General features: G+C 65.6%; 19 protein-coding genes and 1 tRNA gene. 11 read left to right on the forward strand and 9 right to left on the reverse strand.

Going from position 1 to position 20,859, the window contains the following annotated elements; all coding sequences use genetic code 11:
* Positions 1–2: 2 nt before the first annotated feature.
* The 3 genes from ACQR0Z_RS31410 to ACQR0Z_RS31420 all read right to left on the reverse strand — a co-directional run bounded on the left by ACQR0Z_RS31410 (position 3) and on the right by ACQR0Z_RS31420 (position 3,768).
* A complete protein-coding gene (locus tag ACQR0Z_RS31410) occupies positions 3–2,420 on the reverse strand; it encodes a TonB-dependent receptor (RefSeq protein ID WP_434921218.1) in 2,418 nt (805 codons plus the stop codon).
* A gap of 238 nt (positions 2,421–2,658) precedes the next feature.
* Complete coding sequence (locus ACQR0Z_RS31415) at positions 2,659–2,919, reverse strand: hypothetical protein (protein ID WP_434857541.1); 261 nt, start codon at positions 2,917–2,919, stop codon at positions 2,659–2,661.
* Between the two features lie 387 nt (positions 2,920–3,306).
* Positions 3,307–3,768, reverse strand: coding sequence for a MarR family winged helix-turn-helix transcriptional regulator (locus ACQR0Z_RS31420; protein WP_434921219.1), 462 nt, complete (start codon positions 3,766–3,768; stop codon positions 3,307–3,309).
* 168 nt (positions 3,769–3,936) lie between these two features.
* On the opposite strand from ACQR0Z_RS31420, the gene ACQR0Z_RS31425 reads away from it, so the two are divergent.
* The gene (locus ACQR0Z_RS31425) at positions 3,937–5,106 is read left to right on the forward strand and encodes an efflux RND transporter periplasmic adaptor subunit (protein WP_434857543.1); all 1,170 of its coding nucleotides are present in this window, start codon (positions 3,937–3,939) and stop codon (positions 5,104–5,106) included.
* Positions 5,103–8,249, forward strand: a complete 3,147-nt coding sequence (locus tag ACQR0Z_RS31430) for an efflux RND transporter permease subunit (RefSeq protein ID WP_434921220.1) — start codon at positions 5,103–5,105, stop codon at positions 8,247–8,249. The genes ACQR0Z_RS31425 and ACQR0Z_RS31430 overlap by 4 nt, the downstream gene beginning before the upstream one ends.
* Before the next feature lie 201 nt (positions 8,250–8,450).
* Here the strand turns inward: ACQR0Z_RS31430 and ACQR0Z_RS31435 are convergent.
* Together ACQR0Z_RS31435 and ACQR0Z_RS31440 are read right to left on the reverse strand one after the other, a co-directional pair.
* A tRNA-Gln gene (locus ACQR0Z_RS31435) sits at positions 8,451–8,524 on the reverse strand.
* Positions 8,525–8,991: 467 nt separating this feature from the next.
* A complete protein-coding gene (locus ACQR0Z_RS31440) occupies positions 8,992–9,255 on the reverse strand; it encodes a hypothetical protein (protein WP_434921221.1) in 264 nt (87 codons plus the stop codon).
* A 28-nt stretch (positions 9,256–9,283) separates the two neighbouring features.
* Here ACQR0Z_RS31440 and ACQR0Z_RS31445 point away from each other — a divergent pair, with 28 nt between their 5' ends.
* Positions 9,284–9,439: a hypothetical protein gene (locus tag ACQR0Z_RS31445; protein WP_434921222.1), complete on the forward strand. Its 156-nt coding sequence runs from the start codon at positions 9,284–9,286 to the stop codon at positions 9,437–9,439.
* Between the two features lie 18 nt (positions 9,440–9,457).
* Here the strand turns inward: ACQR0Z_RS31445 and ACQR0Z_RS31450 are convergent, their stop codons facing one another.
* Positions 9,458–9,976: a hypothetical protein gene (locus ACQR0Z_RS31450; protein WP_434921223.1), complete on the reverse strand. Its 519-nt coding sequence runs from the start codon at positions 9,974–9,976 to the stop codon at positions 9,458–9,460.
* A 156-nt stretch (positions 9,977–10,132) separates the two neighbouring features.
* Positions 10,133–11,053, reverse strand: coding sequence for a thermonuclease family protein (locus tag ACQR0Z_RS31455; RefSeq protein ID WP_434857548.1), 921 nt, complete (start codon positions 11,051–11,053; stop codon positions 10,133–10,135).
* A 639-nt stretch (positions 11,054–11,692) separates the two neighbouring features.
* Here ACQR0Z_RS31455 and ACQR0Z_RS31460 point away from each other — a divergent pair.
* Positions 11,693–12,163, forward strand: a complete 471-nt coding sequence (locus ACQR0Z_RS31460; RefSeq protein WP_434921224.1) for an NUDIX hydrolase — start codon at positions 11,693–11,695, stop codon at positions 12,161–12,163.
* Positions 12,156–12,605, forward strand: a complete 450-nt coding sequence (locus ACQR0Z_RS31465; RefSeq protein ID WP_434921225.1) for an NUDIX hydrolase — start codon at positions 12,156–12,158, stop codon at positions 12,603–12,605. Before ACQR0Z_RS31460 ends, ACQR0Z_RS31465 begins: the two co-directional genes overlap by 8 nt.
* 13 nt (positions 12,606–12,618) lie before the next feature.
* Here ACQR0Z_RS31465 and hpaD read toward each other — a convergent pair whose 3' ends face one another.
* On the reverse strand, positions 12,619–13,536 hold the full coding sequence (gene hpaD / locus ACQR0Z_RS31470) for a 3,4-dihydroxyphenylacetate 2,3-dioxygenase (RefSeq protein WP_434921226.1): 918 nt from the start codon (positions 13,534–13,536) through the stop codon (positions 12,619–12,621).
* A gap of 162 nt (positions 13,537–13,698) precedes the next feature.
* Positions 13,699–14,220, reverse strand: coding sequence for an Hsp20/alpha crystallin family protein (locus ACQR0Z_RS31475; RefSeq protein WP_434921227.1), 522 nt, complete (start codon positions 14,218–14,220; stop codon positions 13,699–13,701).
* Positions 14,221–14,717: 497 nt separating this feature from the next.
* On the opposite strand from ACQR0Z_RS31475, the gene ACQR0Z_RS31480 reads away from it, so the two are divergent.
* From ACQR0Z_RS31480 to ACQR0Z_RS31505, 6 genes are all read left to right on the forward strand, one after another.
* The gene (locus ACQR0Z_RS31480; protein ID WP_434857610.1) at positions 14,718–16,472 is read left to right on the forward strand and encodes an ATP-binding protein; all 1,755 of its coding nucleotides are present in this window, start codon (positions 14,718–14,720) and stop codon (positions 16,470–16,472) included.
* Positions 16,473–16,597: 125 nt separating this feature from the next.
* The gene (locus tag ACQR0Z_RS31485) at positions 16,598–17,083 is read left to right on the forward strand and encodes a MarR family winged helix-turn-helix transcriptional regulator (RefSeq protein ID WP_434921228.1); all 486 of its coding nucleotides are present in this window, start codon (positions 16,598–16,600) and stop codon (positions 17,081–17,083) included.
* The gene (locus tag ACQR0Z_RS31490; protein WP_434921229.1) at positions 17,083–19,134 is read left to right on the forward strand and encodes an FUSC family protein; all 2,052 of its coding nucleotides are present in this window, start codon (positions 17,083–17,085) and stop codon (positions 19,132–19,134) included. The genes ACQR0Z_RS31485 and ACQR0Z_RS31490 overlap by 1 nt, the downstream gene beginning before the upstream one ends.
* Positions 19,131–19,340, forward strand: a complete 210-nt coding sequence (locus ACQR0Z_RS31495; RefSeq protein WP_434921230.1) for a DUF1656 domain-containing protein — start codon at positions 19,131–19,133, stop codon at positions 19,338–19,340. The genes ACQR0Z_RS31490 and ACQR0Z_RS31495 overlap by 4 nt, the downstream gene beginning before the upstream one ends.
* Complete coding sequence (locus ACQR0Z_RS31500) at positions 19,337–20,203, forward strand: efflux RND transporter periplasmic adaptor subunit (protein ID WP_434921231.1); 867 nt, start codon at positions 19,337–19,339, stop codon at positions 20,201–20,203. The genes ACQR0Z_RS31495 and ACQR0Z_RS31500 overlap by 4 nt, the downstream gene beginning before the upstream one ends.
* 71 nt (positions 20,204–20,274) lie before the next feature.
* Positions 20,275–20,859, forward strand: a complete 585-nt coding sequence (locus ACQR0Z_RS31505; RefSeq protein ID WP_434876796.1) for a peroxidase-related enzyme — start codon at positions 20,275–20,277, stop codon at positions 20,857–20,859.

The raw sequence follows: 20,859 nt of genomic DNA on the forward strand, positions 1-20,859 counted from the left end.
GATCAGAACTTCGCAGTGGTGACGATGTAGAAGGCGCGGCCCGGTGCGACGGAGACGAATGGCACCGCGCTCCGATACAGCGTGTCGTAGTAGAGCTTGTTGGTCAGGTTCTGGGCGTACAGCTTCATCGTCCAGTTCTTGTCGATCTTCTTCTCGACGAACGCATCGAAGCGCCAGTACGCCGGCAGCTCGTTGCCGGTGTTGGCCGCGAAGGTGCCGCCATAGACCTTGGAGCGGTAGACCGCCTGCCCGCCGATCTCCCAGCCATTGTCGAACTTGTACTTCGACAGCATGCTGAAGGACTGGTGGGCGATGTTGGCGAGCTGCAACCCGACGTTCGAGGTGATCCCGCTCTGCGTGACCTTGGACTGCATCAGCACCAGGCCGCCGAAGATGCTCCAGCGATCCGTCAGCTTGCCTTCCGCCTCGATGTCGATGCCCTGGATACGGTAGGCCGCGCCCGAGGTGAGCACGTTGTTGACCGTCTCGCGGGCGTTGTCCTTGGTGGTCTGGAACAGCGCAGCCGAGACCAGCAGGTGGCGATCGACGAGCTCCCATTTGGTGCCGAGCTCGGCGGCCTTGTTGCGCTCCGGCCCGAGCAGCACCGCGGTGTTGGCGGGCACGCCGCCGTAGTCGGTGCCGGTGGCGTCGAGCTCGGAGCCGAACGGATTGGCCGAGGTCGCATAGGCCGCATAGATGCTGCCGATCGGCATCGGCTTGTAGACCAGGCCGACATTGTAGTTGACGAGGTCGGCGTTCATCTTGAGGTATTTCGGCGAGTTGGTCGACGAGCTCATGTTGTAGCCGTCGTAACGCACGCCGCCGTTCAGGATGATGATGTCCCGCCAGTTGGCGGTGTCCATCACATAGGCACTGTTGGTGTTGACACCGTAGCGCGTCGGATTGCCCGTCAGCGACGGCAGCGTCGTGTACTGCCTGTAGGTATACTGCGGCGAATAGAGATTGACGCCGGTCTGCGCGCTGGTGCTGGTCGAGCCGGCACCGAACAGCTCCGCCGCCAGGCCGGTGTAACGGTCGATCGAGATGTTCTCGTTGGAGAACTCCGTGCCGACCACCGCGGTGTGCTTCACGCCCCAGGTATCGAGCTTGAAGGTGGCGTCGTTCTGGTTGGCCCAGACGTCGACGGTCTGGTAGCGGCTCTGCGTGCTGGCCGTGGTGGTCCAGAGCAGCGGGTTCGCGTTGGTCGTGATCGGGTTCTGCGGCAGCGTACCGATGTAGTTCAGCTCGGAATGCTCGCCACGGAACTTACTGGTCAGCGTGATCGCCTCATTGACCTTGTACTCGGCCGTCGCCGTGCCGAAATCCTGCCGCGCCGCCTGGAAGTCGCGGTTGAGGAAGCCGTACCAGGTCTCGCGGGGAATGCCCGCCGAGGTCACCGGCACGTTGCCCTGCTTGTAGTAGGGCACGCCGAAATCCGGATAGCCGGAGAGATCGGTGTGGACATAGTTGGTGGTGATCTTGAGATCGTCGATCGGCGTCCACTTGGTCGACAGGAACGCGCCCCAGCGGTCGTCGGTGACGAAGTTGCGCCCGGCGACGTTGGAGTCCTGGAACACGCCGCCGGTGCGCACCGCGAACGTCGGCGAGATCACCTGGTTGACGTCGAGCGTCACCCGCTTCTGCTGGTCGGTGCCGAACTCGGTGTCCATCCGCTTGAAGTTGGTGTCGCCGGCCTGCTTGGTGACGATGTTGATGGCGCCGCCGGCGGTGCCGCGGCCCGCATAGGACGAGGCCGGGCCGCGCAGGATCTCGATCTGCTCGGTGAAGAAATTCTCGCGGATCGAGACCGCGGGATCGCGGATGCCGTCGATGAAGACGTCATTGCGGGCATCGAAGCCGCGGATGAAGAAGCGGTCGCCGAACGCGTTGCCGCCCTCGCCCGAGCCCAGAGTGACGCCGGCCGTGGAGCGGCCGATCTCCTTGAGCGCGGTGACGTGCTTGTCCTGGAGCACCTCCTTGCTCATCACCGTGATCGTCTTCGGCGTGTTGAGCAGCGGCTCGGGAAACTTGCCCGACGCCTGGACGCGGTTGACCTTGTAGGGCTCGGCGGCGTCCGCATAGGGGTTCGCATCGGGAGCCGCCAGCCCGCCCGCGTTCGGGAAGGCCACCGCTCCCTGCTGGGCACCCTGCGTCCGGGCGGCGCGGCGCAGGGCATTGCGCGCGCGGACCTGCTCGGCGGTCGGCTTGGAGGCGGTCGGCTTGGCGCGCGCGATCGGCGCATCGACGTTGACCGGCGGCAAATCGGAGGCCGGCTGCGCCTCGGCCGACGACATCGTTGCCACGGCCATCAGGCCGGCGACGGCCGAAACCTTGGTGACGAGAGGCCCCTCTCCTCGTCCGTCAAAAAACTTCATCGCTGCGCCTGCCCGCAGCGAACGCGGTGCTCTCACCTGTCCCATTTGAATTTCACGCGCCCCAGATTTTTCATTGCACATCGCTTCCGCGGATCATTCGCAGTGCGACGATGTGTCGTTGGTATCGGGCGTGTTTCAGGGGGTCAATTTGAGGAGCCCTAATTTGGCCTTGAATAGTTCCAGATCAAAACAATTCTAAAAAGGATCAACTAACAAGCTCGGAACTTGAAATCGTTCTAAACAGCGCGATTTGACTCGCGCTGTTGTCGAATCGCACCGCGCCTCAATTCGGCGCATCGGCGGGCTGATCGCTGCTCGGCGGCTTCATCAGCGAGAACAGCTCGTCGACGGTCTGCACCGCGACCGCCCGCACGCGATCGGAATTGTCGAGCCCGGCAATCCGCACGCCGTTGACGACGGCCCTGATCTCATCGCGGAAGTCCGTCAGGAAGCGCAGCGGGTCGCGCTGCTCATTGGCCACGCGCGCGATCAGGCCGGTGACCAGGATCTGGCACGCGAGCATCTTTCCGTTCAACTCTTCCATCATCAGCTCCACATCGTTGTCGTCGTGTCTCGACGGCGCCGCATCGCGCGTCGCATGGACGACGACGCCGCTCCGTGAGGTTTGATCCTGCCGGACGCCGCGCGCGACGATGCCGCCGCCGGGCTCGCCCGCTTCTAATCAGCTCCCATCGGGCGCGACAAGACGGCGACATTAGGTCGGATCAGGGCCTTTCGCGCGAGCACCGCCGGGAGCCGCCGCGGACCCGGGCACGTCACGCGCACGCCGCCCGCGTTGCGCGACGGCGTCACCGCGCAAGGCCGTCGAGACCGACAGCTCGCAACTTTCCGAAAATTTTCGCACCAAAGGTGTCGAGTTGAAAACACTCAACTCAAGATCGGAGAGCGGCGTCCGCGGTGGGTCGCGGCCCTATTTGGCCGGCTCGCCCGCCTTGGTCTCGGACAAGGCCTTGATGCGCTCCTTCAGCGCGCGCAGCGTCTCGAGGCTGGCGGTCACGGCCGCGTCGGAGATGTCGTGCAGCACGTCGCCGGCGATCGCACTGCGCAACCCGTCGAGATCATCGACGAGCTTGCGACCGGCCTGAGTCAGATGCAGGCGATTCGCCCGGCGATCCCTGAGGTCATGGCGGCGCTCGAGCAGTCCCTGCTCAACCAGCCTGTCCAGCAGGCGCACAAGCGAAATCGGCTGCAGTTCCAGCACATCTGCGAGATCGACCTGTGACATCCCCTCCTGCGCGCGAAGTCGAAACAGCACCACCCATTGCGCGCGCGTCGTGCCGCACTGCTTGGCACGATGATCAATATAGTTGCGGAGAATGCGCGAGCTTTCGACAAGCTGCGTGACCAGCTGACGTCTGTCGTCCAGCGACATGACCGTGACCTCCCATGAAGTCGTCGTCCGCACGGCAAAGCTTGCGAATTGTTTAGGTTCGATGAAGCCGTCGTGTGTTTACACATTAAGTGCGTGCATACTATATCTGGCCCGCTGGGAATGCCTTTAAAGACCGGTTATCCTGTCCGTCTCAGCATGTGGGCCAGCATGAAGACATCACGAACCATCACTTGGATCTTGCTGGTCGCGGCTCTCGGCGGCGCCGGCTATTACGGCTGGCAGCGTTATCAGGATGCTGATGCCGCGAAGAAGACCGCTGCGCAGAAATCGGCCCGCCCGCCCGCTGTTCGGGTCTCGGCCGTGTCGGTTGAGAAAGCGGATTTCCCGGTGTTTCTGACCGGTCTCGGCACGGTTCAAGGCTTCAATACCGTCCAGGTCCGCACCCGTGTCGACGGCCAGATCGACAAGATCGCGTTCACCGAAGGCCAGCTGGTGAAGGAAGGCGATCTCCTGGTGGAGATCGATCCGCGGCCGTTCCAGGCCGCGCTCGACCAGGCCAAGGCCAAGCGGGCGCAGGACGAGGCCAATCTCAATAACGCCAATCTCGATCTGCAGCGCACCACCAAGCTCGGCGACTTTGCGACGCGGCAGCAGCAGGACACCCAGCGCTCCACCGTCGCGCAACTGACCGCACAGATCGCCGCCGATGACGCCGCGATCGCCAACGCGCAAACCCAGCTCAGCTACACCCAGGTCAAGGCCCCGATCTCCGGGGTCGCCGGTCTGCGTCAGGTCGACGTCGGCAACATCGTCAACGCCTCGAGCCAGACCGGCATCGTCTCGATCGCGCAGATCGAGCCGATCGCGGTGATCTTCACCGCGCCGGAGGAGCAGCTGCCCTACATCAACGAGGCGCAGAAGACGGCCGCGCTGAAGGTGATCGCGTTCACGACCGACGGCAAGAAGCAGCTCGCCGAGGGCAAGCTGACGGTGGTGAACAACCAGGTCGACACGACAAGCGGAACAATCCGGCTGAAGGCGGTGTTCGACAACAAGGAGCACGCGCTGTGGCCGGGACAGTCCGTCTCGACACGGCTCCTCGTCCGGACCCTGAAGGACGCCACGGTGGTTCCCGACGATGCCGTCCAGCACTCCACCAGCGGGCTCTATGCGTACACGGTGAGCCCCGACAACAAGGCCGAGCTGCGCAAGGTGAAGGTCGGTGCCTCGATTGATGGCCGCACGGTTATCGAGGAAGGTCTGACCCCCGGGCAGCAGGTGATCACGGGCGGTCAGTTCAAGGTACAGCCAGGCTCGGTCGTGACCACCGCGGTGGCCAGCTCGGAGCCGGCGCCAGCGAAGGTCCGGCAGGAATGAACGGCGGCGGCATCTCGGCACCCTTCATCAAATACCCCATCGGCACCTCGCTGCTGATGGCGGGCATCCTCTTCATCGGTCTGGTGGCGTATCCGCTGCTGCCGGTGGCGCCGCTGCCGCAGGTCGACTTCCCGACCATCCAGGTGACGGCCAACCTGCCCGGCGGCAGTCCTGAGACGATGGCGACCTCGGTCGCCCAGCCGCTGGAGCGGCAGTTCGCCCAGATCCCCGGCATCGCCCAGATGACCTCGACCAGCTACCTGGGCACCGCGGCGATCACTATCCAGTTCGATCTCAACCGCAACATCGACGGCGCCGCCAACGACGTCCAGGGCGCGATCAACGCCGCCTCCGGCCAATTGCCGAAGAACCTGCCGTCGCCGCCGACCTACCGCAAGGTCAACCCGGCGGATTCCCCGATCCTGCTGCTGTCGGCCACCTCCGAGACCTTGCCGCTGACCACCGTCAGCGACGCCGTTGACGCCGGCCTCGCCCAGCAGATCAGCCAGATCTCCGGCGTGGCCCAGGTCATCATCGGCGGCCAGCAGAAGCCCTCCATCCGCATCCAGATCGATCCGGCCAAGCTCGTCGCCAAGGGCCTGTCGATGGAGGACGTGCGCAGCCAGATCGCCATCACCACCGTTGACGCCCCCAAGGGCAATATCGACGGCGAGCGCCGCGCCTACACCATCTACGCCAACGACCAGCTGACCGATTCCAAGGACTGGAACGACGTCATCATCGCCTACCGCAATGGCGGCCCGCTGCGGATCCGCGACATCGGGCGGGCGGTGTCGGCGGCCGAGGACGCCAAGCAGGCGGCCTGGGCCAATGGCCAGCGCGGCGTATTCCTGGTGATCTTCAAGCAGCCGGGCGCCAACGTCATCGAGACCGTCGACCGCATCAAGGGGCTGTTGCCGCGGCTCGTCGCGGCGATCCCGCCGGCGATCAAGATCGACGTCATCTCCGACCGCACCACCACCATCCGCGCCGCCGTCGAGGACGTGCAGTTCACGCTGATCCTCACGATCTTCCTGGTCGTGATGGTGATCTTCATCTTCCTGCGCAGCTTCTGGGCCACGGTCATTCCGACCATCACGGTGCCGCTGGCGCTGCTCGGGGCCTGCGCCATGATGTGGGGCGTCGGCTACACGCTCGACAATCTGTCGCTGATGGCGCTGACCATCGCCGTCGGTTTCGTGGTCGACGACGCCATCGTCATGCTCGAGAACATCTCGCGCTATGTCGAGGAAGGCGAGACGCCGATGGCGGCCGCCTACAAGGGCGCCAAGGAGATCGGCTTCACCATCGTCTCGATCTCGATCTCGCTGGTCGCGGTGCTGATCCCGCTCTTGCTGATGGGCGGCATCATCGGCCGCCTGTTCCGCGAATTCGCGGTCGTGCTGGCGATGACCATCTTCGTGTCGATGTTCGTATCGCTGACCCTGACGCCGATGATGGCCTCGCGCTTCCTGCGCAACGAGCACGCCGCCCAGCACGGCAAGTTCTACCAGTGGAGCGAGGCCGCCTTCGACGCGATGCTGCGCGCCTATGAGAAGGGCCTCGACCTTGCCCTGCGCTGGCGCTTCGCCACCCTGATGGTGTTCTTCGCCACGCTCGGGTTGTCGGTCTACCTGTTCATCCTGATCCCCAAGGGCTTCTTTCCGCAGCAGGACGTCGGCCTGATCACGGCGACCTCGGAAGCCTCTCAGGACATCTCGTTCAAGGCGATGCAGTCGCGCCAGGAAGCGCTGGCCAAGATCGTGCTCGCCGATCACGACGTCGCCAGCGTCGCGATGAACATCGGCGGCTCCGGCCGCGCCGGCAACAACGGCAACATGTTCATCACCTTGAAGCCGCGCGAGGAGCGCGACGCGACCGCGCAGCAGATCATCGCCCGCCTCCGGCCGCAGCTCGAAAAGGTCGAGGGCGCACGGCTCTACATGCAGGCGGCGCAAGACATCCGGCTCGGCGGCCGGCCCTCGCGCACCCAGTTCGAGTTCACCTTGCAGGACCCGAATCTCGCGGAGCTCAACGAATGGGCGCCGAAGATCCTGGAGAAGATGCGCTCGCTGCCCGAGCTGCGCGACGTCGCCACCGACCAGCAGGCCGACGGCACCACGGTGCAGCTCACGATCAACCGCGACACCGCCTCGCGCTACGGCATCTCGCCGCAACTGATCGACGACACGCTGTACGACGCCTTCGGCCAGCGCCAGGTCGCCCAGTACTTCACCCAGCTCAACTCCTACCGCGTCATCCTGGAGATCCTGCCCGAGCTGCAGGGCAATCTCGATACGCTGAACAAGCTCTACGTGAAGTCGCCGACCACCGGCGACCAGGTGCCGCTGTCGACCTTCGCCAACTGGACCACCGCGCCGGTCAAGCCGCTGTCGATCAGTCACCAGGGCCAGTTCCCGTCGATCACGATCAGCTTCAACCTCGCCCAGGGCACGGCCCTCGGCCAGGCCACCGACGCGGTCCAGCGCGCGATGGTCGAGATGGGCGCGCCGGCGACGTTGAATTCGAGCTTCCAGGGCACCGCGCAGGCGTTCCAGCAGTCGCTGTCCACCGTGCCGCTCCTGATCCTCGCGGCGCTCGTCGTGGTCTACCTGATCCTCGGCATTCTCTACGAGAGCTACATCCATCCGATCACGATTCTCTCGACCCTGCCTTCGGCCGGCGTCGGCGCGCTCGCGATCTTGATGGCGTTCGGCTACGATTTCAGCCTCATCGCCCTCATCGGCGTGATCCTGCTGATCGGCATCGTGAAGAAGAACGGCATCATGATGGTCGACTTCGCCATCGCCGCCGAGCGCGACCAGCATCTGCCGCCGGAGCAGTCGATCCGCCAGGCCGCCCTGCTGCGTTTCCGCCCGATCATGATGACGACGATGGCGGCGCTGCTCGGCGGCGTGCCCTTGATGCTTGGCAACGGCACCGGCTCGGAAATCCGCCAGCCGCTCGGCTATTCCATGGTCGGCGGCCTGATCGTCAGCCAGATGCTGACCCTGTTCACGACGCCGGTGATCTATCTCTACCTCGACAAGGTCAACAACGCCTTCGCGCGCTGGGGCCGCACCCACATCGACCACGAGAACGAGACGGCGGCGGCGGGCCCGGTCAAGGAAGCGGCGGAGTAATCCGCCGCTCTCGGCCACGCCCGCCCGGGCGGGGCGGTGGCGCGACGGCATTCTCCGCGTCTGACCTGACAGCACGCAGCCGCCCAAGTCCCAGCAGATCTGCGATCAGCAACAGTCAAACCGGCCGATCATGATCGGCCGACGAGATCCGCATCGCGGCTGCTCGCGATGTCCACGTCAATCAGGGCTGAAGGTCGGCTTTGGCTGGGGAACCTGGATTCGAACCAAGACAAACAGAGTCAGAGTCTGTTGTGCTACCGTTACACCATTCCCCAACGGAATGCAGAGCAGTTTCAAGGCATTGCCGAACCGTCTGGCACCGTCTGGCGAAGCGCCGCGCAAATCGCGGCGGCGACGACGCGTCCTTCTACCCGCATGTCTCAGGCTTTGGCAAGCCGCTGGATGACGGATTTCCAACATGGTTTGGCGGCGTGGCCGGTCCGCCCCGAGCTGCGATGGCCGGTCGCCTTCCCTGGCACCTGATGCGTCGGCAGCGCGCCGCCTCAGCCGAGGCCCTCCAGCGCTTCATAAAGCTTCGCAACACCCGACATCCGGAAACATATCGGCTGCGCCGCCGCCCCACTCTTCCTGTTTTTGAGAGCGGTTGCGGGCGGCTCACGAACCTCGTTTGGCGCCGGCGTCATGCGAGGAGTACTATGCCTGTTCTGCGTCGCTGGAAGCTGGCCGTGCCCTGTGTGCTCGGTCTCGGTGCCGTCCTGCTGATCCGCTGGACGCTGACAGTTCAGCCGGCCCACCCCACCTGCCCCCCCGGATCCATCGCGGCCTTGATGACATCCTGCGCGACGCCGCCCAGCAGCTCTTCCCCCGACGCGGTCATGGTCTTCCCGAAAGCCCGCCCCGCCGCGCCCCTTGCCGCCGCAGCCTCCGTTGCCTCGTCGGCTGCGGAGTGACCTCGGCGCGCCGCGCGCTCGAGGTGCGCCAGATCACGGAAGTTAACCCGGCATTCACCACGATCGCTCCGCGGCAGGAACGATGCAATTTGCATCAACTTGTCCGAGTAAGGGAGACGGGACATGACCAGGCTGCACGATCTCGAAGACCAGATTGAGCGAGCCGAACGGCTCGAGCGGAGCATCACGGACGCGCTGACGATCGAGCGGCTGCGACACTTCGCGGCCGAATGCCGGCGCGAAGCCGCGCGGCTGTCGCAGCAGCGGCGCGCAGCCTGAGCGCGGCCGCAGCAGACGTCAGGGGCAGGTCGTGACCATGTTGGTGCAGAGTTGCCGCGTCCAGCCGATGCCCTTCTCGATCCGGACCTTGGCGAAGTCTCCGGCGCATCCCAGCAGGTCGACCGTCTGGTCGCCGCTCGCATGCGGCTCCAGCTTGGCGCTGGTCGCGACAGGCTCGCGATAGATAACCGCTCCGTTCTGCAGGCCGGAGACGCCGAGCACGCTTCGATGCACGAAGCCTCGCCCCTGGAACATCACCTTCTCCGTGCCCTGGTCGACATCGATCAGGGTGGCCCGGTCGATCTCGAACCAGTCGCTCTGCTGGGCGGCGAGATGCACGACGATCCAGCCGTCGCTGGTCGGGTTCTTCAACGACGCAACGACGGCGCCGCCGGGCGACGCACGGACATTGGCACCGTTGGGATCGCGATCGGTCACGTCGACCTCGATATTGCAGGCCTGCCGCCCGCCCGATTGGGCCTGCGCCGCACCGGGCAGCGCGAGCATCATCAGCAGCAGACCGAGCACCAGCTTCATACGACACCCCATTCCGACATTCGTCCGAATTGGTCGAGAAACCGGCCGCAACGTTCAACCGCCCTCCGCTTCGATCCCGCCGATCGGCCCCGCCCGTCGCGTGCCGCCGGCACCGGCGGCGATCATCGGCGGCGGTATTCTTCATGAGCCGGCCGCTCAGGCGGTCGCTTCGGCATCGCCACTGATCGGAGCGCCGACCATGGCCGCGAAGAAGTTGCCCGCGCGCTGCGGCATCGGGTCGAAGACGAGCTCCTCCGGATTGCGCGTCAGGCGAACGAAACTGGAGCCCGCGGCCTGCTCGACGAACGTATCGAGATGGGTGAAGCCCATCGTCTGCAGGTCCAGCACCGCGTCGCGTCCCGCCGCCAGCGCATCACGAAAGCCGACAGCCGTGCCCTTGGCGGCCATGTAGTCGCTCAGGCGACGGAACAGCTTGGGCAGGATCGGCGCGTCATCCATGATCACCGACAGGCGGGTGGCGTCGACGCCTGAAGTGGTCCGGTCCTCCGGCCAGAGTCCGAGACCGTCGGCGCGCGCCTGTTGCGTGACGGCGGTGAGTTCGTTGCGCAGATCCGGAAACAGGCCTTCGTAATAGGTCGGATAAGCGAGCCCTTCCCGCAAGGCCAGATGATTGTAGCTGTCGCGCAACTGGGCGACGTCCAGGCGGACGTCGGAGCCGTCCTCACCCTCCAGCTCATCGGCGAAGACGAAGGCGATGGGGCGGCCGTATTTGTCCTTGGCCCGGCTCAGGATCGATCCGCGCGTCGTGCCATCCGAGGCCGCCACGATGGTCGAGCCCGTTGCATCCCATTGCACGCCGGTTACGCCGACGAAGTCCAGCAACCGGTCGCGCGCGGCTCTCGCCCAACGGATCGGCTGATGGCGGCCAGCATAATGCGTCTCCAGCGCATCGATCGCTTCGAGTCGCAATTGCGCGAACGGGCGCTGGGGCTGATTGTCCGGTCCGCCGGGCAGGCCGTTCATCACATCGGGCTGGTCTGGGAAAAACCTGATCGAGTCGCCGTCCGGCGACAGGCCGACCACACGAAAGCTGCCTTTGATCAGCTTGAACGGCATGCTGCTTCTCCCCACAACACGTCCCGGACGTCATCCGCCATCCTAGACCAAAGTGGGCATCGATCAAATGATCAACTTCAACGGGCGCGCGACCCAGCCACACGGCATCTGCCCGTCGGGGTGGATTGTCGCAGCCAAAACACCTGCCTTTGCAGCAAAAGCCCTTGTGTCGTCGGGCAAATCACCTCCATCCTCTCGCCCGTCCCGTGCTCGTCATGAAGGGGCGCTTCGCGATCGTCACGAACGTGGAGTGCGGGATGCGATGGCCCGTCGGCGTTGCAGCGCGCATTTCGCGTGCGGACGGACGATGTCGATGGGACGGTGAAGTCGTGTGGTCCTGACCTCCCGACGCTGAGGTCAAGTCGGCGGACGATGACGCTGACGACGGGGGCAAGAACGCCGGTCCCCGGGGAGATCACGTATAAGCCGTAAGCCCATTGCGCAGGGAAGGCCGGCGTGTCGCGGCCAATCCTGTGGTGACTGCCGCCTGCTTTTCTTTCTGCAGGCGGGCCATGGGTGCGGCCTGCACCCGGCCTTCCCTGCTCCCTTCTCGATGGGAGCGATGTCTGTGATAAAACTCGGGCTCTATCGAGCCGCGAGATCGGAAAGGCATGATCCGTGACATCTCCAGGTGCTTCATTGCTAGCGCACGACGCTGACGAACGCGCGGCCGTTCAGCAGAAGGCTTGTCCGATCGTCATTCGTGAGCGGGATAACACGCTCGAAATTCTCGCCTTCCGCCATCCGCTGGCCGGATGCCAACTCGTCAAGGGCACGATCGAACCGGGCGAGACATCGCAACAGGCGGCGGTCCGGGAGCTGTTCGAGGAAAGTGGCATCACCGGCCGCGCCCTGCGTGATGTCGCCTCGTTACGCATGAACGACCCCCCGCAGATCTGGCATCTCGTGCTCTGTGCAACGCCATCCCTTCCAGACGGTTGGAGGCATCGGACCTCCGATGGAGGAGGCCTCGACTTCGTCTTCTTCTGGACAGGCCTGCAGGAGGCCTCTGGCCGCTCACCTCGGACGGCGGATGAGACTTGGCACCCGAATTACCTGAGCGCGCTCGACTTTCTGCGGCGACATCTGAGTGCGCCAAACAATGCGTGAACGCCCCTCCTCCCGCCTCCTCATCGTCGATCCCGACGACCGGCTCCTGCTGTTCAAGTTCGTGCATCTGGCGGGCGCGCTGAAAGGGCAGCAGTTCTGGGCGACGCCGGGCGGCGGGGTCGATCCCGGCGAGAGCTACGCGGCCGCCGCCTGCCGCGAAATGTTCGAGGAGACCGGCATCCGCATCGGCGATCCCGGCCCCGAGATCGCGCAGCGTTCGGTGACCTTCACCCTGGTCGACGGCGAGGAGGTCAGTTCGGACGAGCGCTACTTCCTCGTCAGGGTCGCGCACCCGGATCTGAGTTCGGTGAACTGGACCGAGCTGGAGCGCGCCGCCATCGCCGCGCAGCATTGGTGGCGGCGGGCCGAACTCGCGGCCACGGGGGAGACGGTCTACCCCGAGGACATCGTGGAGATGCTGGCCCGTGCGGGCGTGTGGTGAGGCGCTGCGCGGCTTACAGCCGTCCGACCGCCAGCGCCGCGGCGCGGGGACGGCCGACATCCTCGAGCACGTCAGGCATCGGCGAGACCGGAAACACCGCGTTGATCTGGCCGGTGCCCGACGACGGGAAGAACGGCGTGACCACCTCGACGCCGCGGTCGTAATGATTCCAGCCGAGGGCGCCGAGCAGCATCGCGGTGTCGTGCATGAAGCCCTCGCCATGGCCCTTGCTGGCGTATTCCGGCAGCATGTCGCAGAAGTCGGGCCATTCGCCCTGCTCCCACATCTGGATCACCTCGTGATCGAGACGCTCCAGGAACGGGCTGAACATCTTGTCGCGATACTCGTCCGCGGTGCCGTTCTGCGCGAAACGGTGGCTGAGCGAGCCCGAGGCGAAGAACGCGACCGTGCCGTCGTAATGCTCCTCGACCGCGCGGCGGAACGCCCAGCCGAGCCTGGCGCTGTCGGCGAGATAATGCGAGGTGCACAGCGCCGACACCGACACGACCTTGAAGTGGCGATCGGCGTTCATGTAGCGCATCGGAACGAGCGTGCCGTATTCCAGGGCCAGCGAAGTCGCATCATGCGCCATGGTCGCGACGCCATGCGCGTTAGCGCCCTTGGCCAGGATGTGGCCAAGCTCCGGATTGCCGTCGTACTCGTAGGTCATGTTGGCGATGAAGTGCGGCAGCTCGTTCGAGGTGTAGAGCCCCTGGAAATGCGGCGCGCAGTTGATGTGGTAGCCGGCATTGACCAGCCAATGGGTGTCGAACACCACGATGGTGTCGACGCCGGCCTCGCGGCAGCGCCGCCCGATCTCGAGATGTCCGTCGATCGCCGACTGGCGCTTGCCCTTGGCCGGGCCATCCAGCTCGCTGAGATACATCGACGGCACATGCGTGATCTTGGCCGCCAGTGCGAGCTTGCCCATTGCTTCGTCTCCCATCCTATGCTTGTCCGGCCCGTACCGCCGGCCGCTTGCTTGCGATGCAGATTAGCCCCGCGGCCGCTCGAAAAAAAGGGCCGCGGATGCGGCCCTTCAGCGGGAATCGAATTCATCCGCCGTCCCATGGCCGGGAACGGCTGTTCGCGGTCAGGCCGCCTTGATGTCGATGGTCTTGGCCGCCTTCTGCGCCTCCGGCTTCTTCGGCAGGGTCACCTTGAGCACACCCTGCTTGAACACCGCCTCGATCTTGTCGGTGTCGACGCCGTCGGGGATCTGGAACGAGCGCTCGAAGGCGCCGAAGCTGCGCTCGCGGACATAATAGTCCTTCTTCTTCTCTTCCTTGTCCTCCTGCTTCTCGCCCTTGATCGACAGCACGCCGCCCGCGACCTTCACCTCGACGTTCTTCTCGTCGAGCCCCGGCAGTTCCGCCGAGACCTCGTAGGCATTGTCGTGCTCGGCGACATCGACCGCCGGCGCGACCGCGAAGGATCTGTTGCGCGCCAAGCCCGGCAGTTGATCGAACAGCGACGGCGTGCGCCAGAGTCCGCCGTGGAAGTCCTCGAACACGCGATCGATCTCGCGCCTGAGATTGTCGAACGGACGCCATCCTTGCAACGACGGCGCGTTCGCAGTCTCGGTGTTCACAGGCAGCTTGGTGGGTTCAGCCATGATGTCATCCTCCTGCTTCACGCGAGGATCGGCTCTTCAGCGGCACATGCGCGACCGGCACGCTCGATGAGACCGGCAGGCATCCGCTCCCTCGCGCTCGACGGGAAGACCATACCGGGCTCGCCCGTGTTCCCTCTTGATCGCGATCAAATTCGCTTGCCGGAGGCGCGCCATGCTGACGCGCCTTCAAGCACGAACGGGCATGCGGCCGACCATCGATCCTGGCGCCGCCGCCGAACTAACATGGCTTATGCCGAGCCGTGGACATGGTGAACCGAGAGTTAATTCCACCGGCTCGCGCAACGCTTGAGGACAGGATGCAGAAACCTTTGTGCCACAAGGCGTTATGCCAGGTTTGGGAACCGGTGTCAGAGCGCTCGGCCAGGCGCCTCGCCGCCACGAAAAAGCACCGGCCCGATCACAAGTGTGGCCCGCTTAACAAATTCTCCAGTCACTGCGGAGAAGGTGTCGGCTCAAACAATTTCACCACAGGTTTCATGACCGTGACATCCTTTGGACGTGTGATCTCGGTGCGCGGCTCCCAGGCTCGCGTCGGCATTCTGTCGACGCAGCAGATGACCGTCTCCGATATCCGCGCCACTGTCGGCCGCTTCATCAGCATCCGCTGCCCCAACGCCACGATCATTGCCATCATCACCGAGGTCACCAGCGAAGACCTCTCGCAGGCCAACGAGTACGTCGCCACGGCCTCGGTCGACCTGCTCGGCGAGATCCTTGGGCCCGCCGACAAGCCGAAGTTCCAGCGCGGCGTCACCCACTATCCGACCATCGGCGATGCCGTCGACATGATCACGAGCCAGGAGCTGCGCACGATCTATACGCCGACGGCCGGCGACCACATCGACATCGGCGCCCTGCAGCAGGACCCGTCCGTGCGCGCCTGCGTCAATGTCGAGGAAATGCTGTCGAAGCACTTCGCGGTGCTCGGTTCGACCGGCGTCGGTAAGTCGACCGGCGTGTCGCTGCTGCTCAACGAGATCCTCAAAGCCCGCCCGAACCTGCGCATCTTCCTGCTCGACGTCCACAACGAATATGGCCGCTGCTTCGGCGAGCGCGCGCTGGTGCTCAACCCGCGCAATCTGAAGCTGCCGTTCTGGCTGTTCAATTTCGAGGAGATCGTCGACGTCCTGTTCGGCGGCCGCCCCGGCGTGCCGGAGGAGCTCGACATTCTCGCCGAGGTGATCCCGCTGGCGAAGGGCATCTACACCCAGTACCAGAACACGGACCGCATCGGCCTCAAGCGCATCGATCCGAAGACGATCGGCTACACCGTCGATACGCCGGTGCCGTATCGCCTCGTCGACCTGATCAATCTGATCGACGAGCGCATGGGCAAGCTCGAGAACCGTTCCTCGCGCATCATCTATCACAAGCTGATCTCGCGCATCGAGACCGTGCGCAACGATCCGCGCTACGCCTTCATGTTCGACAATGCCAATGTCGGCGGCGACACCATGGCCGAGGTCATCAGCCACCTGTTCCGCCTGCCAGCCAACGGTCGGCCGATGACGGTGATGCAGCTCGCCGGCTTTCCGGCCGAGGTGGTCGATTCCGTCGTCTCGGTGGTCTGCCGCATGGCGTTCGACTTCGGCCTGTGGAGCGACGGCGTTTCGCCGCTGCTGTTCGTCTGCGAGGAGGCGCACCGCTACGCCTCGGCCGACCGCTCGATCGGCTTCGGGCCGACCCGCAAGGCGATCTCGCGCATCGCCAAGGAAGGCCGCAAATATGGTGTCTATCTCGGCCTGATCACGCAGCGCCCCGCTGAGCTCGACGCCACCATCATCTCCCAGTGTAACACGCTGTTCACGATGCGCCTCGCCAACGAGCGCGACCAGTCATTGCTGCGCTCGGCGGTGTCGGACGCCGCCGCCAACCTGCTGTCCTTCGTTCCCTCGCTCGGCACCCGCGAGGTGCTGGCCTTCGGCGAGGGCGTCGCGCTGCCGACCCGGCTGCGCTTCAAGGAGGTGCCGCCGCATCAGATGCCGCGCAGCGAGGCGACCATCGCGACCGTGCGTTCGGTCAATGCCGGCCACGACATGCATTTCGTCAGCGCGGTGCTGGAGCGCTGGCGCGGCGCGACCTCGAGCCGCGACGCGTCGAATGGCGACGGCGGAATCAGCGCGAGCAGCGATCGCGGCAGCCTGCCGAACTCGCTGGATGCCCCGATGCTGCAGCCCTCGATGGGCCTCGATCCCGACCGGTTCTCGCTGTTGAAGAAGCCGCTGCGCTGAGGAAACGGTAAAATCCAATCTGGCGCGGGTTCCAGTCGGCGCCAGCGAAACAAAAGGAAGATCAAGCCGCCCGTTTCTCCGCCAAATAGATTGCAACCTATCAGTTTTACTCCTATCTAAATCGCATGCTACCTTCCCAGAGTACCATCCAGTCGGAAATCGGCCTCCTGATCGCTCGCGTCGCGCGGTTGTGGCGGCGCGAGGCCGACCAGGCCCTCGCCAACCACGGCCTGTCCCAAGCCACCGCGCACCCGCTGCGGGCGTTGGCGCGGCACGGCACAGGCGAGACTGGCGGCATCCGCCAGGGAGCGCTGGCCGAGGAGGTCGGCATCGAGGGCCCCTCGCTGGTCCGGCTGATCGACTTGCTGCAAACCGAAAAGCTGGTCGAGCGCCGGGAAGACCCCACCGACCGCCGCGCCAAGACGCTGCATCTGACCGCCAAGGGCGCGGCCAAGGCCACGGAGATCGAGGCGGTCCTGGGGCGGGTGCGGAGCGTTCTGCTCGCGGACATCGCGCCCGAGGACCTCGCAGTCACCTACGACGTTTTGCATCGCATCGAGCAGCGCATGACGCGCCTGACCGACGCCGTCCCCTCCAGGCCTAGCCCCTGATGCGAACCATGCCCACCTTCCCCCTCCGCGGCGCCGACCTGGCCTTCTCGGTGAAGACGTTCGCCGCCGCCGTGCTGGCGCTGCTGATCGCGCTGTGGATCGACCTGCCGCGGCCCTATTGGGCGATGGCCACCGTCTACATCACCTCGCAGCCGCTCGCCGGCGCCACCGCCTCCAAGGCTCTCTACCGGGTGCTGGGGACGCTCGCGGGCGCGGCAGCGGCCGTTGCGATCGTGCCGAGCTTCGTCAACTCGCCCGAACTGCTCAGTCTCGTCATCGCGCTGTGGACCGGCGCCTGCCTCTACGTCTCGCTGCTCGACCGCACCCCGCGCGGCTACCTGTTCATGCTGGCTGGCTACACGCTGGCCTTGATCGGCTTTCCGGCGGTGACAGATCCCGGCAGCATCTTCGATGTCGCGGTCTCGCGCGCCCAGGAGATCACGCTCGGCATCATCTGCGCGACACTGGTCTCCACCATCGTGCTTCCGCGCAGCGTCGCGCCTGTGGTGGCCGCCAAGGTCGAGCGCTGGCTCAGCGATGCGCGCGGCCTCAGCCGTGACGTCCTGCTCGATGGCGGCGGCAGCGACGCCGATCGTGCCCATCGCCTGCGGCTCGCCGCCGAAGCGCTGGAGATCGATGCGCTCGCCACCCACCTCGCCTTCGACCGGCAGGCCGACCATCATGCGGTCGAAGGGCTCCGCGCCTTGCGGCTGCACATGCAGTTGCTGCTGCCGCTGCTCGGCTCGATCCACGACCGCCTTGCGGCGCTCGACGGCCATGTCGGAGGAGAGCTCCGCGCTCTCCTGCGACACCTCGCCGACTGGGTGATCGCGGCAGACGACCGCGAACCGGCCGACCGCCTGCGCACCGACATCGACGCGCTTCGCCCATCGCTGCAAGGCAACTCCTCATGGCACCAGATCATGACCGCGAGCCTGCTGATCCGGCTGCGCGAGCTCGTCGATATCGCCGAGGATTGCCGGGCGCTGAATGCGGCCATTGCGGCCGGCACTGACACGTCCAGGGTGCCGCTCGCCTTCCGCACCGAACAGGGCATCGCGCCGGCGCGGCATCGCGATCCTGCGCTGGCGCTATGGTCGGCGGCCGGCGTCGTGATCGCGATTCTGGTCTGCTGCGCGTTCTGGATCGCGACCGGCTGGGAAGATGGAGCCTCGGCACCGATGATGGCGGCGGTCGCCTGCTCCTTCTTCGCCGCACAGGACGATCCCGCGCCGAGCATCGTCCGCTTCGCGGCCTGGTCGCTGGTCGCGATCGCCGTCGACGCGGTCTATCTCTTCGCGATCATTCCGGCGATCTCCGACGTCGAGCTGCTGATTGCCGCGCTGGCGCCGGCTTTCCTGCTGTTCGGGGTTCTGATCGCACGTCCCCAGACCACGCCGATCGGCATGGCGCTGGGCGCCAACGGCGCGACCTTGCTGGCGCTGCAATCGACCTACAGCGCCGATTTCCAGAGCTACGCCAATTCGTCGATCGCCTTCATGGTCGGGATGGTCGCGGCCGTCGTGCTGACGCGGCTGGTTCGCTCGGTGCGCGCCGAATGGATTGCGCAGCGACTGCTGCGCACGAGCTGGGACACGCTCGCTTTGACCGCCGAGCGGCGCGGCCACCACGATCGCGGCGCCTTCGTCGGCCTCATGCTCGACCGCCTGGGACTGCTCGCGCAACGTTTTGCTGCGATTCCGGAGGACGACCGCCGCGAGCTCGACAATCTGAGCCAGCTCCGGGTCGGCCTCAACATCATCGATCTCCGCCGCGCACGCCATGGACTGACTGAGACTGCGCTCGGCGCCATCGACACGATGCTCGACCGTCTCGCCGCCGCGTGCCGCGGCCGGGGCATCGGGACCGGCGCGATGCCTGCCCATCTCTTGTCCGCGATCGACGTGGCCTTGCTGAAGACGCTGGACGAGCCGGCGGCGGCAGCGAAGGAAGATGCGCTGATCGGGCTGGTCGGCATCCGCACTGGCCTTTTTCCAGACGCGCCAGCCTATCGTGCCGACAGTGCCGCTCAACGGAGCCTCGTCGCATGAAGCACGACATCGACATCGCCGGCGTGCTGGTGCCCTCGCTGCTGCTCTGGCTGATCATCGCCTATGGCTGCATCGCCGTGCTGCGCGTCCTGCTGCGCCGGCTCGGCGTCTACCGCCTGGTCTGGCACCCCGCGCTGTTCGACTTCGCGCTGTACGTCTGCGCGCTCGGCGGCATCGTCTATCTCGCTTCGGAGGTCCTGTCGTGAAAGGCATCTTTCCTCTGCTTGGCCGCGTCGCGGTGACAGCCGCCGCCGTCGCCGCGGCGATCCTGGTCGGCACTTATCTGTGGGGCTACTACATGAAGGCGCCGTGGACGCGCGACGGCCGCGTGCGCGCCGACATCGTCCAGATTGCGCCTGACGTCTCCGGCTTCGTCACCGAGGTGCTGGTGCGCGACAATCAGCCGGTGCATCAGGGGGACGTGATCTTCCGCATCGATCGCGCCCGCTTCAAGCTCGCGCTGCAGCAGGCCGACGCGGTCGTGGCCGGCCGGCTCGCGACGCTCAACCAGGCGAATGCCGACCTCGACCGCTACCGTTCGCTGACAACCGAGGCCGTGTCACAGCAGAAGCAGGAGCAGGTGCTCGCCACCCAGCAGCAGGCGCAGGCGTCCTATGACCAGGCTCTGGCCGACCAGGCCGTCGCCAAGCTCAATCTGGAGCGCAGCGAGGTACATGCGCCGGTCAGCGGCGTCATCACCAACATGGACCTGCGGCCCGGAACCTATGTCGGCGCCGGGAAAGGCGTGATGGCGCTGGTCGACAGCGACACGCTGCATGTCGAGGGCTATTTCGAGGAGACCAAGCTGCCGCGCATCCGTGTCGGCGCACCCGTCCGCATCCGCCTGATGGGCGCCGGCGAGGTGCTGACCGGCAAGGTCGAGAGCATCGCCGCGGGCATCGAGGACCGCGACCGCGCCGAGGGCGCGAGCCTGCTCGCCAACGTCAATCCGACCTTCAACTGGGTGCGACTGGCGCAGCGCATCCCCGTGCGCATCGCGCTCGACGACATTTCGCGGCGGAGCGAGCTGGTCGCCGGACGCTCCGCCACCGTGGAGGTCTTGAACTGAGCCTGAGCCGTTGCACCCCCTCCGCGATTGACTAAGGTTCGCTGCCCAACGCCACGCCGGACCCATCGCCCATGACCCAGCCCGCCATCAGCCGCTTCCCCGTCCCCGCGATCGACGCCCTGCCGGAGGACATCCGTACCCGCCTGTTAGGGGTGCAGGAGAAGAGCGGCTTCGTGCCCAACGTGTTCCTCACCCTGGCGCACCGGCCCGACGAGTTCCGCGCCTTCTTCGCCTATCACGACGCGCTCATGGACAAGGACGGCGGCCTGACCAAGGCCGAGCGCGAGATGATCGTGGTGGCGACGTCGAGCGCCAACCAGTGCCAGTATTGCGTGATCGCGCACGGCGCGATCCTGCGCATCCGCGCCAAGAATCCCCTGATCGCCGACCAGATCGCAATCAACTACCGCAAGGCCGACATCACGCCACGCCAGCGCGCGATGCTCGATTTCGCGATGAAGGTGGCGCTTCAGGCGCAGACCGTCGGCGACGCCGACTTCAAGGCGCTATCCGAGCACGGCTTCAGCGACGACGACATCTGGGACATCGCCGCGATCGCGGCCTTCTTCGCGCTGTCGAACCGGCTGGCCAACGTCACGGGCATGCGCCCCAATGACGAGTTCTACCTGATGGGGAGGCTACCGAAGGCGAAGTGA

This window comes from Bradyrhizobium sp. HKCCYLS3077 (assembly GCF_051167555.1).
Classification (GTDB): domain Bacteria; phylum Pseudomonadota; class Alphaproteobacteria; order Rhizobiales; family Xanthobacteraceae; genus Bradyrhizobium.

Coding starts and splice junctions, on each gene's coding strand:
- ACQR0Z_RS31505 (WP_434876796.1), top strand. CDS start 20,275: ATGACCCAGCCCGCCATCAGCCGCTTCCCCGTCCCCGCGATCGACGCC.
- ACQR0Z_RS31485 (WP_434921228.1), top strand. CDS start 16,598: ATGCTACCTTCCCAGAGTACCATCCAGTCGGAAATCGGCCTCCTGATC.
- ACQR0Z_RS31410 (WP_434921218.1), bottom strand. CDS start 2,420: ATGGGACAGGTGAGAGCACCGCGTTCGCTGCGGGCAGGCGCAGCGATG.
- ACQR0Z_RS31450 (WP_434921223.1), bottom strand. CDS start 9,976: ATGAAGCTGGTGCTCGGTCTGCTGCTGATGATGCTCGCGCTGCCCGGT.
- ACQR0Z_RS31420 (WP_434921219.1), bottom strand. CDS start 3,768: ATGTCGCTGGACGACAGACGTCAGCTGGTCACGCAGCTTGTCGAAAGC.
- ACQR0Z_RS31495 (WP_434921230.1), top strand. CDS start 19,131: ATGAAGCACGACATCGACATCGCCGGCGTGCTGGTGCCCTCGCTGCTG.
- ACQR0Z_RS31465 (WP_434921225.1), top strand. CDS start 12,156: ATGCGTGAACGCCCCTCCTCCCGCCTCCTCATCGTCGATCCCGACGAC.
- ACQR0Z_RS31480 (WP_434857610.1), top strand. CDS start 14,718: ATGACCGTGACATCCTTTGGACGTGTGATCTCGGTGCGCGGCTCCCAG.
- ACQR0Z_RS31445 (WP_434921222.1), top strand. CDS start 9,284: ATGACCAGGCTGCACGATCTCGAAGACCAGATTGAGCGAGCCGAACGG.
- ACQR0Z_RS31475 (WP_434921227.1), bottom strand. CDS start 14,220: ATGGCTGAACCCACCAAGCTGCCTGTGAACACCGAGACTGCGAACGCG.
- ACQR0Z_RS31425 (WP_434857543.1), top strand. CDS start 3,937: ATGAAGACATCACGAACCATCACTTGGATCTTGCTGGTCGCGGCTCTC.
- ACQR0Z_RS31455 (WP_434857548.1), bottom strand. CDS start 11,053: ATGCCGTTCAAGCTGATCAAAGGCAGCTTTCGTGTGGTCGGCCTGTCG.
- ACQR0Z_RS31440 (WP_434921221.1), bottom strand. CDS start 9,255: ATGCAAATTGCATCGTTCCTGCCGCGGAGCGATCGTGGTGAATGCCGG.
- ACQR0Z_RS31430 (WP_434921220.1), top strand. CDS start 5,103: ATGAACGGCGGCGGCATCTCGGCACCCTTCATCAAATACCCCATCGGC.
- hpaD (WP_434921226.1), bottom strand. CDS start 13,536: ATGGGCAAGCTCGCACTGGCGGCCAAGATCACGCATGTGCCGTCGATG.
- ACQR0Z_RS31490 (WP_434921229.1), top strand. CDS start 17,083: ATGCGAACCATGCCCACCTTCCCCCTCCGCGGCGCCGACCTGGCCTTC.
- ACQR0Z_RS31415 (WP_434857541.1), bottom strand. CDS start 2,919: ATGGAAGAGTTGAACGGAAAGATGCTCGCGTGCCAGATCCTGGTCACC.